This window comes from Pseudomonas sp. IAC-BECa141 (assembly GCF_020544405.1).
Classification (GTDB): Bacteria; Pseudomonadota; Gammaproteobacteria; order Pseudomonadales; family Pseudomonadaceae; genus Aquipseudomonas.
Map to the genome: position 1 here is coordinate 170906 of NZ_CP065410.1, position 15150 is coordinate 186055.

The following is a 15150-nucleotide window of genomic DNA, read 5'->3' on the forward strand; positions in this document are numbered from 1 at the left end:
CGCTCGGAGGCAAAGCCTGCTGTTTGTCATGATTTTTCTTTTGGAGTGGAGGTTATTTCCTAAGCATTTGTAGGAAGAAGCAATCAGCCTACGCCTCTGCAACAACTCAACCGTAAAAACGAAAAATCGGCTATTTGTGAAACATTACATTTCCAAGGTGTGATGGCCTTTCGCTTGACGCTAATTGCCGCTGTCGTAGACTCCGAGCATCCGTCAGGGAGTAACGGTTATGCGGCGTTTTCGTGGTTGGGTTGTCGGGTTGTCCTTTGTTACGTGTGCAGTTCAGGCTCAAACGCCCGCGCCAGACGATCCGCTGCTGGATAACGGCGGGGCCGCGAATGCGTCGGCCAGCAGTGAAGCGCGCGGTGTGTTGCGAGCGAGGGATCAGGCGACCCTGGCCAGCGAGTTGTCGGGGCGGATTGTCGAGTTGCCGTTCAGCGAGGGCGAGTCGTTCAAGAAGGGCGATACTCTGGCGCGTTTCGACTGTTCGGCCTATCAGGCTCAGTTGAATGCTGCGCAGGCCGCCAGCCGTGGCGCCAGTGAAGAGTTGGCGCACAACCGGCAACTGGCGGCGCTCAATTCCGTCGGGCGTTTCGAAGTGGCCCGGGCCGAAGCCAAGGTCAGCGAAACTCAGGCGCAATCTCAGGTTTATCAAGTCCAGGTCAAACGCTGCAGCGTGGTCGCGCCCTTCGATGGGCAAGTGGTCGAGCGCAAGGTAAAGCGTTATGAAAGCGTGCCGGCCGGGGCGCCGCTGCTCGATGTGGTCGACAACCGCACCCTGGAAATCCATCTGCTGGTGCCGTCGCGCTGGATGGCCAGGCTCAAGCCCGGTCAGTCGTTCAGCTTCGTGCCCGACGAAACCGGTCAGCCGATCGACGCCACGGTCAAACGCCTCGGTGCGCGGATCGACGAAGGCAGTCAGACCCTGTTGCTGGTCGCAACACTCCCCGAAGCCAAAGGCTTGCTTGCCGGCATGAGCGGCACCGCGCGCTTCCCGGAGCTTAAGTGAACGCCCCGGTGAGCGGCGCCGCCGAGCAGGTGTTCGCGCGGTTTCTCGATCTTGAACGGCAGACCCGCGCCGCCCATGACATTTCGCAACTGGCCTACAGCCTGGTCAATGACGGCCAGTCGCTGTTCGGTTTTCGCCATGCGGCGCTGCTGATCGCCGGCAAGGTGCGGGCGGTGACCGGGGTCAGCGCAGTGGAGCCGAATGCGCCGTTCGTGGCGTTCGTCGAGCAGGCCGTGGCACAACTGTTCAAGCAGGATGTGCTGAAACAGGCGCGGGTGATCCCGCCGGAAATGGTCGGCGAATCGATTCAGGCCGACTGGCGCAGTCTGTCGGCCATGCAAGTGTTCTGGCTGCCGCTGATCGACCGACAGGGTCAGGTGTTTGGCGGTTTGTGGCTGGCCCGTGATCTGCCGTGGAATCCTTCTGAACAAGTGCTGCTGTCGCAGCTGGGCGACACCTACAGTCATGCCTGGCTGGCGTTGCAACCGCGCAAGCCGTGGCGGCTGCGCTGGACCCGCAAACGTCAGGTGGCGCTGGTCGCCGTGTTGCTGCTCGGGCTGTTGATCCCGGTGCGTCAGTCGGTGCTGGCACCCGCCGAAGTGGTACCTCAGGGCGGGCGCGTTGTCGCCGCGCCGCTGGACGGGGTGATCGCCGAGTTTCTGGTCAAACCCAACCAGAGCGTGAAAACCGGCGACCTGCTGCTGCGCTTTGAAAGCACGACGCTGAAGGCTCAGGCCGATGTCGCCGAGCGTGCGCTCGGGGTTGCCGAAGCGGAGCTCAAAGCCAATTCCCAGCGCTCGTTTGTTGATGCCGAATCCAGCTCCCGGGTCGATCTGCTGGCCGCCCGCGTCGAACAGAAACGCGCCGAACGCGACTACGCCCGCGAACTGCTCAACCGCAGCGAAGTGCGCGCCGAGCGCGATGGCATTGCGGTGTTCGCCGATGCCGAGCGCTGGACCGGCAAACCGGTGCAGACTGGCGAACGGCTGATGGAGATCGCCGACCCGAGCCAGGCCGAACTGCGTATCGAGCTGGCCGTGGGCGATGCGATCTCGCTGGAGCCGGGCGCCGAAGTCGCGCTGTTTCTCGACAGCGACCCGTTGCAGCGCCACCTCGCCACCCTCGAACGTTCGGCCTACGAGGCGCAGCCCACCGCCGGCGGCCAATTGGCCTATCGGCTGGACGCCGGTTTTGCCGACGCCCCGCCGCGTATCGGCCTGCGCGGCACCGCCAAAATATTCGGCGACCGCGCGCCGCTGGCCCTGTACCTGCTGCGGCGTCCGCTCGCCGGGCTGCGCCAGAGCGTGGGCCTGTAAATGACTCTGCCGAGCCTGCGTGCCGACCTGCAATTGTCGCCCGCGGCGCCGGCACTGGACGGTTCGCCGCGCTGGACCCTGGCCGACCCTGTGCGCGGGCGCTACTTCAAACTTGGTGCGGCGGCGATGCGCCTGTTGCGCCACTGGTCGCTGGGCGATCCCGAACAAGTGCTGCGCGCCGCCAACCGTGAACCTGGGCTGCCTCTCGACGCCAGCGAGCTGGCGCAACTGCTGGAGTTCCTGCGCGGACATGACCTGATCAGCGCACTCGACGAACAGCAGCGCGCCAGCTATCGGCTCAAGGCCCTCGTGCAACGCCAGAGCCTGTGGAAAATCCTGCTGCATCAATATCTGTTCTTCCGCATTCCACTGTGGCGCCCGGACGCTTTTCTCAACCGTGCCTGGCCGTGGCTGGAGCGCTTCGGTCCGAAGATGTTGCGTTATGGTCTGCCGGCGACGCTGGCGCTCGGGGTGTTTCTGGTGTCGCGGGACTGGCAGCGGTTCGTCGGCACTTTTCCGCACCTGTTCAGCCTCGGTGGCGCGATCGCGTTCGGCGTCGCGCTGTTTTTCGCCAAGCTGTGTCACGAGTTCGGTCATGCGTTCATGGCCAAGCGCGCCGGGTGTCGGGTGCAGAGCATGGGCGTGGCATTCATGGTCCTGCTGCCGATGTTCTACACCGATGTCAGCGATGCCTGGCGGGTCAATGACCGACGCGCGCGACTGCTGATCGGTGCCGGTGGCGTGCTGGCGGAATTGCTGCTGGCGAGCCTTGCGCTGCTGGTCTGGTCGTTCCTGCCGGACGGGCCCGGTCGCACGGCGGCGTTCATGCTCGCCAGCGCGACGTGGATCACCACGCTGGTGGTCAATCTCAACCCGTTCATGCGCTTCGATGGTTACTTTTTGCTCAGCGACTTGTGGGAAGTCGACAACCTCCAGGGCCGGGCCTTTGCCCTGTGTCGCTGGCGGCTGCGGGAATTTCTGTTCGGCTATGGCGCACCGGCGCCGGAGCCTTGGTCGCCGACGATGCAGCGGCGTTTGCTGATCTGGGGGTATGGCTCGTGGTTATGGCGTGCGGCGTTGTTTTTCGGGATCGCGCTGGCGGTCTATCACCTGTTCTTCAAGGTGTTGGGGATCTTCCTGATGCTGGTGGAACTGGTGTGGTTCATCTTTCTGCCGATCATGAGTGAGTGGCGCCAGTGGTGGAGCCGCCGCGAACAGGCTCACGGCCCCCGCGTGCTGCTCAGCAGCCTGGCGGTACTCGGTTTGTTGCTGGTGCTGATCGTGCCGTGGCGCAGCTCGGTCGAGTTGCCGACGATGCTCGAGGGCGGTCGCGCCAGTGCCTTGCACGCGCCGACAGCGGCGCGGGTCAAAGCCGTGAAGGTCGCGGATGGTCAGACCGTTGCTCAGGGCGACGTGCTGATCGAACTGGAATCGCCGGACCTCGATTCGCGGCAGGCCATCGTCCGCCGGGAAATCCGCATCCAGCAATTGCTGATGCGTCGGCAGGCCGGCCGCAGTGAAACCGCTGCCGATGCCGGCATCGTCGAGCAGCGTCTCGCCGAAGCGGTGGCGGAATATCGCGGCCTGACCGCCCAACGCGAACGTCTGCTGTTACGCGCGCCCCATGCCGGCACCGTGCGTGACCTGCTGCCGAACCTGACGCCGGGCCGCTGGCTGTCGAGCAAGGATGCGCTGGCGCGGGTGGTCGAGGACGGCACGCGACTGCGCGGTTATCTGGCCGAAGCCGAACTGTGGCGAGTCAAGCCCGGGGCTACCGGGCGGTTTATCGCCGACGACCCGATGCATGCCGCCATCGCGGTGCAACTCAATGAAATCGACACCAACGGTGTGGCTTATGTCGATCAGGAGGCGCTGACCTCCGATCACCACGGACCGATTGCCGTGCGCCGCGATCAGCAGCAACGGGCGGAACCGGTGCAGGCGCAATACGGCGTGCGTTTGACTACGCTGGATCAGGCACCGACCCCGGTGCAGCCGCTGCGCGGCGTGGTGGTGTTGCAGGGCAGCGGCGAATCGGTGCTCGGTGTGGCCTGGCGCCGAATGGCGGCGTTGGGGGTCAGGGAAAGCGGTTTCTAGGGAGCATGAAGATGACGGACAACCTGGCGGCGGACGGATTGGTGGTGCGGCCTTCGCGGGCGACTGACGGGCCGTTTCTGCAAAGCCTGTATCAGTCGGCGCGGCCGGATCTGCAATGGATCGACGGCGAGCAGGAACAGGTACAGCAAATCGTTGCCCAGCAGTTTCAGGTGCAGGAGCAGGGCATGGGTGAAAACCATCCCGACGCCATGCACTACATCGTAGAAAAACTCGGCACCGCCATCGGTGCACTCAGCACCGATTTCGGCGTCAATGAAATTCGCGTGTTGTACCTCGCCTTCATTCCCCAGGCCCGGGGCAAGGGTTACGGACGAACCGTGCTGCAAGGCGTGCAAAAAGCCGCGCAGCAAGTGCGCTGCCCGGTGGCGACGGTGGTCTGGGCCAACAACCCCCATGCGCGCCAGCATTACCTGGCGCTGGGGTTTGCCGTGGAAGAGCGCAATCCGGCGGCAGAGCGGTTGGTGTGGTACCCGCAGTGAGTCGGGGTTTCAGTTGAAGGAAATGCAGAAATAACCCAACTGCGGATCCCGCCCCATCGCCGGCACCCGCGACACGAAAATATCCTCCACCCGGCCGAGCTCCGGCAGTTCCAGCGTGCATAAACCGTCGACGAATTCGGTCGGCACCAGGCTGTTGAATTCGAGGCAGAAGGGCATCCGTTCGCTGTAGCGGGTTTTTGCCGCCGGAACCTCATCAAGGTGCTCGATCTGAATCGGCAATGCCGTGCCATCGGGCAGGTGCAGCGTGCGTTGCTGTCCGAGCAACGGCTGGACGTGTTGAATCTGAACCGTTTGCAGCATGGTCTGACTCCAGTGAAAAAAAGAACGGCCGGGGCTGTGAAGCCCCCGGCGTTTGCTCAGTTGCGCGACGGGAACAGGCCGTTGAGGGCAACGCTGAAGTTGAGGACCAGGGCCGGGTTCAGGATCGGCAGTGGCTGACTGCCGCCGGTGGAGGAAATGTCACCGGTGACGGTGGTGGTCACACCCTTGAGTGGCACCGGCGTGGCGCCTTGGGCGTCAGAGTAAATGTTCGCCGAGCCCGGACCGCCGCCGGACGCGCCGAGGTACGAGTTGGTGGCGGTCGGCACGGTCGCCGGATTGCTGGCAGGTACGGCCAGCGACAAGGCCGTGTTGGCGGTGAGGCCGGTCATGGCATGAGTGTGGTTGGGCATGTTGGCGATGGTGGCAGTGACGTTTTCGGTGCCGTACACCTGACCGATGACGCGCGGTGTCAGACCCAGGCCATTGCCTTGTGCGACAGGCACGCGACCTTGCAGGTTGGGCAGTTGAAAGTTGGTCGTGCCATTGCCGCCGTAGTAAGTGCCCAGCAAGGCGAACAGCGCCTGGTATTGCGAGATGCTCAGGATTTGCCCGTTGCACAAGGCCCAGCCACTGGGGGCAAAGTTGAAGGCGAACGGTTGAATCGTACCCATAAAGACTTCCATGGTTCCTCATCCTTCTGTTGTGTGGTCGGCGCGCCGCGCGTTCGCCCTTGTTGTCGGGCCGGTAGAAACGTTTTGCTGACTCCTTCCTTTTGCGCGGGCAGGTCACGCCAAGCCCTAGCGTAGACCCGGATCGACGGACTTGCCGGACGTCGTCGTATCCGCGCATCGACTTCGGCGCTGGCCTAAAGTGTTCGCAGTTGATGACGCAATTGTGTTCGCAAAAACGCTGAGGGGAGGTTGATGGAGTTCCTTCGCGAGACGCCGCTGGGGGATACCCAGGATCCGTTCGCCGCACCAAATGCCGGTGTCCGGCGTCTGTTGCGCTGGGCACGCCAGCACTGGTTGATACCGATCCTGCTGCTGGCAACCGTGGTGCGTTTTTATGACCTGACGGCTGCCGCGATCTGGGGCGATGAAGGTTCGAGCCTGCTGCTGGCGCGCTATTCGCTGGACGGGATCTGGACGCACGCCGCGTTCGACGTGCATCCGCCGCTGTACTTCATGCTGTTGCACGGCTGGATCGGGATGTTCGGCGACGGCATCCTGGCCATTCGCAGTTTCAGTGCACTGGCCGGCATCGCCACGGTCGGGCTCGGTGTGAGCCTGGTCGACCGGCTGGCTACCCGCCGCGCCGCGATCATCGCCGGGGTATTGCTGGCGCTGCTGCCGACGGCGGTGCGCTACAGCCAGGAAGTGCGCATGTACGCGTTGCTTGGCTTGCTGCTGGTCGGCGCGACGCTGGTGCTGGTCAAATGGATCCGGCGCCCGCAGCGTCACCGCTATCTGCTGATCTACGCGCTGTTGATGACCGCTGCGCTGTATACCCATTATTTCGCCGTGCTCGCGGCGCTGAGCCATTGGCTGTATCTGGGGCTGATCCGGCTGTTGCCGGGTTTTCGCCTGAAGCATCTCCAGCGCAAGGACTGGTGGCTGGCCAATCTGGCCATCGTCTTGCTCTATCTGCCGTGGCTGCCGAACCTGCTTGAACTGCTGCAACACATGGACGCCCTCAAGGCTGGCGGCGATGTGGGCTGGGAAGATCCGGTGACCCTGTCTTCGCTGCCGTCGATGATCTGGCTCTGGCTGATCCAGGATGAGGGCGAGCAGCTTCCGTTGTTGCTGTTCGGCGGTGTGCCGCTGGCCTTGCTGGTGCTGGCGGCTGTCGCCGTCGCCCGGGATCGCAGCGTGAGCCATGGCAGCGTCCTGCTGGCGCTCTACACCGGCGTGCCGATGTTGCTGGTGTTCGCCGTGTCTTTCGTCACGCCGGTGTTCGTCGAGCGTTATCTGACCGCCTACGCGCTGGGGCTGCCGATGCTGGCAGCGCTGGCCATCGACCGCCTCTACACCAGCGTGCTGGCGGTCGCGGTGCTGCTGTCGCTGGTCGGGGTCGAGATGATCGGGGTGAACGCCAACGCCACGGTCGACCGCAACGACCAGTTCGACGTCATGGTCGATTACGTCAATCGCCACTTCGCCAGCGGCGACCGGATCGTCACTAGCGACATGCTCTGGTACCTCAGTTACGTCTATTACAACCGCACTGACGCTCAAGTCCGGCTGTTTACGCCGCCCACCGCCGAGGGCCGCTCCACGCGTCCGAACCACTACGGTTTCGGCACGCTGGTATCCGATGGCGTTTACCTGGATCGACTGAGCGAATTGCCACAGGGCAGTGCCCGGGTCTGGTTGATCGGTGACCTGGATGCGGAGGTGCCGGATCCATTCCTGCCCTTGCCTGCGACCTGGCAGTTGCGGGATCAGGTCCAGGCGGGTGGCGCGAAAGCGCGACTTTTTTCGTTACCTCTGCCCAATGGACCGGAAGAAAACTGACTTAAACGCTTCACCATTTTATTCGCGATAAAAAATGAATTTTTAAGTCTGTTTTGCTCTGTTTTGATATCAAAACACTAGTAGTCGAAAGGGTATTGTTGGATTACGCTCGTCAGACAAAAGGACTTACAAATAAGGTGAAGGGATTGCAGCAGTTCCACTTTATCTCCGGCTTGCCGCGCTCAGGTTCGACCCTCCTTTCTGCGATCCTTCTGCAGAATCCGCGCTTCCATGCCGGCATGACCAGCCCGGTCGGCGCACTGTTTTCCGGTGTCCTTGAACAATGCAGCGCCGGCAGCGAATTCGGCGCGGTGATCGACACCGACATGCGCCGCCGCCTGTTGCGCGGCCTGTTCGATTCCTATTACGCCGACAAGGCCGACAAACCGGTGGTCTTCGACACCAACCGCCAGTGGAGCTCGCGCCTGCCGGCGATCAATGATCTGTTTCCCAAAGCCAAGGTCATCGCCTGTGTGCGCAACGTCGCCTGGGTGATGGACAGCCTGGAGCGGCTGTACCGCGCCAATCCTTTCGAAAACACCAAGCTGTTCGGCGATGCGGTCGAGCGCAACACCGTCTACAGCCGCTGCGAAACCCTGGCTCAGCGCAACCGTCTGGTGGGTTTTGCCTGGGCTGCGCTCAAGGAAGCCTATTACGGCGAGCACGCCGATTCGCTGCTGATCGTCGATTACGACCTGCTGACCCAGGCCCCGGAGCGCGTACTGCGGTTGGTCTACGATTTCATCGGCGAACCCTGGTTCGAGCACGATTTCGAGCATCTGGCCTATGACGCGCCGGAGTTCGACCAGGCCCTGGGCGTGGCCGGCCTGCACAAGGTCAAACCCAAGGTTGCCTTGCAGTCGCGGCGCACGATTCTGCCGCCGGACCTGTTCAAGCAATACGCCGATCTGTCCTTTTGGCTCGATGGCTCGGCCAGCGCTGCCAATGTGATTCGTATGAAGTCCGACGCCGCGATCAGCTGATCGCGGCGTTTTTCATTGATGCATCAACAACTGTGTTCGAGTCCGGGTGAGCAACATGTGGTGGAGCAAGCAAAAGTCGCGGGTTACCGAGGGCCAACGGACGCTGGCGGCGCCCATGATCATGTCGCTGGAACCGCGCATGCTGTTCGACGGCGCCGTTGCGGCCACCGTGGCCGACACCGCCGCCCAGGCTGACAGCCATGCCACCGCCGATGCCGCGAAAGCGCCGGCCGCCGACCACCCGAGCGCCAGCAAGGACACCCACGGCCAGGCCGATGCCACGCCTGCTGCCAGCCCGGTCGCGGTGCCGGGGCAGAGCGTGGTGTTCGTCGATTCCCGGGTCAAGGATGCCGACAGCCTGCTCAAGGGCGTGGCGCCCGGCACGCAAGTGGTCAAGCTCGATGCGGGCAAGGACGGCTTGCAGCAGATCGCCGATTATCTCGATCAGCATCAGGGCGTGAGCTCGGTGCAGATCATTGCCCACGGCAATGCCGGCGACCTGTGGCTGGGCAACAGTTATCTGTCGGCCGACAACGTCGCCCAGCGCAGCGCGATCCTGGCGGAGATCGGCAAGGACATGAACGTTGGCGGCGACATCCTGATCTACGGCTGCTACACCGCCGAGGGTGACCGTGGGCTGAGTTTCGTCGACTCGCTGGCGCAACTGACCGGGCGCGACGTGGCCGCCTCCAGCAACCGCACCGGCGTGGGCGGCGACTGGGACCTGGAGATCGCCACCGGCTCTATCGAAAGTGCCAACGTGCTGTCGACCAAAGCGATGAGCGAATACCAGTGGGGCCTCGCCACCTGGACCGCCACCAACAATGGCAACACCGGGGTCGGCTCGCTGCGCGCGGCCATCGCCTCGGCGCAGAACGGCGACATCGTGACCTTCAGCTCCGGCATGACGGTGCAGCTCACGTCCGAATTGCTGATCAACAAGAACATCACCGTCGATGGCGACCTGAACAACGACGGGGTTGCCGACGTCACGCTCGATGGCCAATACCGGACGCGGGTAGTGGAAATCACCTCCGGCAGCACGGTGACGCTGGATGGGCTGGTCATCACTCGGGGCCTGGTGTCCGGCAACGGCGGTAATGGTGGCAATAGCGCCACCGGCGCCATGGGCGGCGGGATCTTCAACGCCGGCATTCTCACGCTGAACAATGTTTCGGTTACCGGTAACGCGGCGGCCGGTGGTGGCGGCGGTGGCGGTGTTACCGGTGCGTACTCCGGCGGTGCTGGCGGTGGCGGTGGCGGCCTCGGTGGACAGGGTGGCGGTCACGGCGGTTCTACCGGACCGGGGATTGGTACTTATGGTGGTCAGGCCGGTAGTGGCGGGGTCGGTGGTTATGGCGGCGGCTTCGATGCAACGCACATGGGCGGGCGTGGAGGCTCCAGCACCGGCGGTGCTGGTGGGCTGGGTACTTACAACTACAGCAACGGCGGCAACGGCGGCACGGCCAGCAACGGCACGATTTCCATCGGTGGCGGCGGTGGCGGCTCGGGGTGGGACAAGGTCGGCGGCGCGGGCGGTAACGCCGCCGGCGGCATTTACAACGCTTCTACCGGGACCCTGAAAATCGTCGGCACGTCGGTCATCAGCAATAACATCGGTGCGGGCGGCGGTGGCGGCGGTGGCAGTGGCCTGGGCAGCAACAACCAGAACGGCGGCGACGGCGGACGCGGCGTCGGCGCGATCTGGAACCAGGGCGGCACGGTGCTGATCACCGCCGCCAACTTCGCCACCATCAGCGGCAACGCCGCCGGCAGCGGTGCCGGTGGTGTGGCATTAGGCGGCGGTACGAACGGTACGTCACCGACCGCCGTTGCGGCGATCTTCAACAACGGCGGTACGCTCAACACCGCCTACGTGGAACCGCCGACCGCGACCATCGTGATGTCGGACACCGCGCTGAAAATCGGCGAAACCTCGCTGGTGACCATCACTTTCAGTCGGGCGGTCACCGGTTTCTCCAACGCCGACCTGACCATTGCCAACGGCACGCTGACAGCGGTCAGCAGCAGCGACGGCGGCCTGACCTGGACGGCGACCTTCACCCCGACCAACAACATCACCGACGCCACCAACCTGATCACCCTCGACAACACCGGAGTGACCGCAATCAGCGACGGCGTGGCGGGCGTCGGCACAACCAACTCCACCAACTATGCGATCGATACCGTACGGCCGACCGTGACCATCGCGATGTCCGATACGGCGTTGAAGATCGGCGATACCTCGATGGTGACTTTTACCTTCAGCGAAGCGGTGACCGGTTTCACCAACGCCGACCTGACCATCGCCAACGGTACGCTGAGCGCCGTGAGCAGCAGCGACGGCGGCATCACCTGGACGGCGACGTTCACGCCGAGCGCCAGTATCACCGACACCACCAACGTCATCACTCTGGATAACACCGGTATTGCCGATCTGGCCGGCAACGCCGGCAGCGGCACCACCGATTCGACCAACTACGTGATCGATACGGCGCGCCCGACCGCGACCATTGTCGTCGCCGACAGCAATCTGGCGGCGGGCGAAACCTCGCAGGTGACCATCACCTTCAGTGAAGCGGTCAGCGGTTTCACCACCGCCGACCTGACGGTGGCCAACGGTACGCTGACCGGCCTGAGCAGCAGCGATGGCGGCATCACCTGGACCGCCACGCTCACGCCGACCACCAACATCACCGACACCACCAACCTGATCACCCTGGACAACACCGGGGTCGTCGATCTGGCCGGCAACGCCGGCAGCGGCACTACCAACTCCAACAACTACGCCATCGACACTGCGCGCCCGACCGCAACCATCGTGGTGGCCGACAGCAGCCTGCGGATCGGCGAAACCTCGGTGGTGACCATCACTTTCAGCGAAGCGGTGACCGGTTTCACCAACGCCGACCTGACCATTGCCAACGGCACATTGACGGCGGTCAGCAGCAGCGATGGCGGCATCACCTGGACGGCGACGTTCACACCGACCGCCAGCATCACCGACGCGACCAACCTGATCACGCTGAACAATACCGGCATTGCAGACCTGAACGGCAACACCGGCAGCGGAACCACCGACTCCAACAACTACGCCATCGATACCGTGCGCCCGACCGCGACCATCGTGGTGGCCGACAACAACCTGCGGATCGGTGAAACCTCGCTGGTGACCATCACCTTCAGCGAAGCGGTCAGCGGTTTCACCAACGCCGACCTGACTGTCGCCAACGGCACGTTGAGTGCGGTCAGCAGCAGCGACGGTGGCATCACCTGGACGGCGACGTTCACGCCGAGCGCCAGTATCAACGACACCACCAACCTCATCACCCTGGACAACACCGGCGTTGCCGACCTGGCGGGCAACGCCGGCAGCGGCACCACCGATTCCAACAATTATGCGATTGATACGGTGCGGCCAACCGCGACCATCGTGGTCGCCGACAGTAACCTCACTGCCGGCGAAACCTCGCTGGTGACCATCACCTTCAGCGAAGCGGTCAGCGGTTTCACCAACGCCGACCTGACGATTGCCAACGGCACGCTGACGGCGGTGAGCAGCAGCGACGGCGGCATCACCTGGACGGCGACCTTCACGCCGAACCTGGGCGTCAACGACGCGACCAACGTGATCACGCTGGCCAATACCGGCATCGCCGATCTGGCCGGCAATGCCGGCAGTGGCACGACCAATTCCAACAACTACACCATCGACACCCTGGTGCCGACCGCGACCATCATCGTGTCCGACTCCAGTCTGAAGATCGGCGAAACGTCGCTGGTGACCATCACCTTCAGCGAAGCGGTGACCGGTTTCACCAACGCCGACCTGACGATCGCCAACGGCACGTTGAGTGCGGTCAGCAGCAGCGACGGCGGCATTACCTGGACCGCGACCTTCACGCCGACCAGCAACATCACCGACACCACCAATGTGATCACCCTGGACAACAGCGGTGTCCAGAACCTGTCCGGCAACGCCGGTGTCGGCACCACGAATTCCAACAACTACGCCATCGATACCCAGCGCCCGACCGCAACCATCGTGGTTGCCGATACCGCACTTGGCGTCGGCCAGACCTCGCTGGTGACCATCACCTTCAGCGAAGCGGTGACCGGTTTCACCAACGCGGACCTGACCATCGCCAACGGTACATTGAGTGCAGTCAGCAGCAGTGACGGCGGTATCACCTGGACGGCGACCTTCACGCCAGCGGCGGGGATCACCGACACCACCAACCTGATCACCCTGGACAACACCGGCATCACCGACCTGGCGGGCAACGCCGGCAGCGGCACGACCGACTCCAACAACTACGCGGTCGACAGTCAGCGCCCGACAGCCACGATTGTGATGAGCGACAGCGATTTGCGCCCCGGTGAAACAGCGTTGGTGACCATCACCTTCAGCGAGGCCGTGACCGGTTTCGACAACGCCGATCTGAGTGTCGCCAACGGCACCCTGAGCAATGTTTCGTCAAGCGACGGCGGTATCACCTGGACGGCCACCTTCACGCCGAACATCGGAGTCACCGATCTCACCAACCTGATTGTCCTGAACAATACCGGCATCGCCGACCTGGCCGGCAACACCGGCACCGGCACCACCAGTTCGGCCAACTATCAGGTGCAGACCCAGGTGCCGACCGCCACCATCGTCGTGGCCGACACTTCGCTCAAGGCCGGGGAAACCTCGCTGGTGACCATCACCTTCAACGAAGCGGTGAGCGGCTTCGACAACAGCGACCTGACCATCGCCAACGGCACATTGAGCAACGTCAGCAGCAGCGACGGCGGTATCACCTGGACCGCGACATTCACCCCGACGGCCAATGTCACTGACGCCACCAACCTGATCAGCCTGAACAATGCCGGCGTGACCAACGTCTCAGGCAACAGCGGTATCGGCAGCACGGACTCCAACAACTTTGCCATCGACACCGCGCTGCCAACCGCCACCATTGTGGTTGCCGACAACCGCCTCGGTATCGGTGAAACCACCACCGTCACCATCACCTTCAGCGAAGCGGTGATCGGGTTCGATCTGGGCGACATCAGTGTCGCCAACGGTTCGTTGTCGAACCTGGCCAGCAGCGACGGCGGCGTGACCTGGACCGCGACCTTCACGCCGACAGCCAACGTCAACGATCCGACCAACCTGATCCTGATCGACACCGGCGGCGTCCAGGACCTGGCCGGCAACCTCGGCGCGAGCATCGCCATTTCCAACAACTACATCCTCGACGCCACCCGGCCGACGGTGAGCATTGTGGTCGCCAACCCACATTTGGGCATCGGCCAGACCACCACGGTGACCTTCACCTTCAGCGAGGCAGTGAGCAATTTCGACCTGTCCGACCTGAGCGTGACCAACGGGGATCTGAGCAATCTGAGCAGCAGCGACGGCGGCAAGACCTGGACCGCGACCTTCACGCCGACCGCGAATGTCACTGACCCGAGCAACTTCATCGCGCTGGACACCAGCAATGTCACCGACCTTGCAGGCAACGCCGGCAGCACGGTGGCGGTATCGAACAACTACGCCCTCGACAGCGAACGGCCGACCGCCACGGTGGTGATCGCCAATCCAAACCTGGGCGTCGGCCAGACCTCGCAAGTGACCATCACCTTCAACGAAGCGGTGAGCGGTTTCGACCTGTCGGACCTCAGCGTGGCCAACGGCACCTTGTCCAACCTGAGCAGCAGCGACGGCGGCAAGACCTGGACCGCGACCCTGACGCCAAACGCCAACGTCAACAGCACCAGTAACGCGATCAGCCTCAACACGGCCGGGGTCAGCGACCTTTCCGGCAACAGCGGCAGTGGCGTCAGCAGTTCCGGCAATTACGTGATCAACACGGTGCCTCCTGTGACACCCACTTCTGCGCTGATCGTGGTGACGCCGGATCCGGAGTTCCGCAGCAGCGATCCGGTCGTACCGCCGCCACCGCCGAACGTACCGCTGCAACCGATCGTTTTCACGCCGCCCACCGGCGATCTCGGTTCACCGCTGACTTTCGCGCCGTTGTTCGAGCAACGGGTGATCGGCAACGGCATCCGTCCGCTGGGGGATATCTTCATCAACCGCGGTGCGCTGAGCCCAAGCTTCATTGCCCAGGTCTTCACCAGCAGTGACAACGGCGGTGACGGTTCCGGCCATGGCTTCCTCGGATTCGGCGGCGGCGATGGCGGGGTGTTCGGCAGCAGCACGCTGTCGAGCCTGTTCAATCAGGACAGCAGCGCCGAGCGCGATTCGCTGAACGCCTTCGGCAGCCAGTCGATCAAGGGCGGCGATATTTCCCAGGGCCTGCGCGGCGTATTCGGCGCGCCGACCCTGGGCCAGCAACTGCAACAGATCAAGGACAGCGAGCAGCACCGGGTCGACAACCTGGCAGCGGCGCTGCAACAGGTCGGCATCAGCGAAATGCCGGCCTGACAACACACAACAAT

The 15150-nt window shown here is 63.5% G+C and carries 9 protein-coding genes; 7 read left to right on the forward strand and 2 right to left on the reverse strand.

Annotated elements, in window-relative coordinates; translation table 11 throughout:
- Positions 1-229: 229 nt before the first annotated feature.
- Genes I5961_RS00745 through I5961_RS00760 form a run of 4 tightly spaced genes read left to right on the forward strand, consistent with a single transcriptional unit; the run spans position 230 to position 4922 of the window.
- Positions 230-1009: an efflux RND transporter periplasmic adaptor subunit gene (locus I5961_RS00745; protein WP_085702808.1), complete on the forward strand. Its 780-nt coding sequence runs from the start codon at positions 230-232 to the stop codon at positions 1007-1009.
- Complete coding sequence (locus tag I5961_RS00750) at positions 1006-2325, forward strand: efflux RND transporter periplasmic adaptor subunit (RefSeq protein WP_085697930.1); 1320 nt, start codon at positions 1006-1008, stop codon at positions 2323-2325. The genes I5961_RS00745 and I5961_RS00750 overlap by 4 nt, the downstream gene beginning before the upstream one ends.
- Positions 2326-4422, forward strand: coding sequence for an efflux RND transporter periplasmic adaptor subunit (locus I5961_RS00755; protein ID WP_227234064.1), 2097 nt, complete (start codon positions 2326-2328; stop codon positions 4420-4422).
- 11 nt (positions 4423-4433) lie between these two features.
- Positions 4434-4922: a GNAT family N-acetyltransferase gene (locus I5961_RS00760; RefSeq protein WP_371918966.1), complete on the forward strand. Its 489-nt coding sequence runs from the start codon at positions 4434-4436 to the stop codon at positions 4920-4922.
- A gap of 9 nt (positions 4923-4931) precedes the next feature.
- Here I5961_RS00760 and I5961_RS00765 read toward each other — a convergent pair whose 3' ends face one another.
- Positions 4932-5243 (reverse strand): DUF6916 family protein, encoded by a 312-nt coding sequence (locus I5961_RS00765; protein ID WP_085702805.1) that lies wholly within the window; start codon positions 5241-5243, stop codon positions 4932-4934.
- Positions 5244-5299: 56 nt separating this feature from the next.
- Positions 5300-5887 carry a phage tail protein gene (locus I5961_RS00770; RefSeq protein WP_085702804.1) on the reverse strand — a complete coding sequence of 196 codons (588 nt, stop codon included), beginning with the start codon at positions 5885-5887 and terminating at the stop codon, positions 5300-5302.
- A gap of 240 nt (positions 5888-6127) precedes the next feature.
- Between I5961_RS00770 and I5961_RS00775 the strand changes: the two genes are divergently transcribed.
- From I5961_RS00775 to I5961_RS00785, 3 genes are all read left to right on the forward strand, one after another.
- Positions 6128-7717, forward strand: coding sequence for a glycosyltransferase family 39 protein (locus I5961_RS00775; RefSeq protein WP_227234065.1), 1590 nt, complete (start codon positions 6128-6130; stop codon positions 7715-7717).
- A 137-nt stretch (positions 7718-7854) separates the two neighbouring features.
- Positions 7855-8700, forward strand: coding sequence for a sulfotransferase family protein (locus I5961_RS00780; protein WP_085702802.1), 846 nt, complete (start codon positions 7855-7857; stop codon positions 8698-8700).
- A 115-nt stretch (positions 8701-8815) separates the two neighbouring features.
- The gene (locus I5961_RS00785) at positions 8816-15136 is read left to right on the forward strand and encodes an Ig-like domain-containing protein (protein WP_227234066.1); all 6321 of its coding nucleotides are present in this window, start codon (positions 8816-8818) and stop codon (positions 15134-15136) included.
- The last annotated feature ends 14 nt before the right edge of the window (positions 15137-15150 follow it).

Bases quoted from the DNA above. Each gene is read 5' to 3' on its own strand.
- I5961_RS00745 (WP_085702808.1), top strand. From the start codon at position 230: ATGCGGCGTTTTCGTGGTTGGGTTGTCGGGTTGTCCTTTGTTACGTGT.
- I5961_RS00755 (WP_227234064.1), top strand. From the start codon at position 2,326: ATGACTCTGCCGAGCCTGCGTGCCGACCTGCAATTGTCGCCCGCGGCG.
- I5961_RS00760 (WP_371918966.1), top strand. From the start codon at position 4,434: ATGACGGACAACCTGGCGGCGGACGGATTGGTGGTGCGGCCTTCGCGG.
- I5961_RS00765 (WP_085702805.1), bottom strand. From the start codon at position 5,243: ATGCTGCAAACGGTTCAGATTCAACACGTCCAGCCGTTGCTCGGACAG.
- I5961_RS00770 (WP_085702804.1), bottom strand. From the start codon at position 5,887: ATGGAAGTCTTTATGGGTACGATTCAACCGTTCGCCTTCAACTTTGCC.
- I5961_RS00775 (WP_227234065.1), top strand. From the start codon at position 6,128: ATGGAGTTCCTTCGCGAGACGCCGCTGGGGGATACCCAGGATCCGTTC.
- I5961_RS00785 (WP_227234066.1), top strand. From the start codon at position 8,816: ATGATCATGTCGCTGGAACCGCGCATGCTGTTCGACGGCGCCGTTGCG.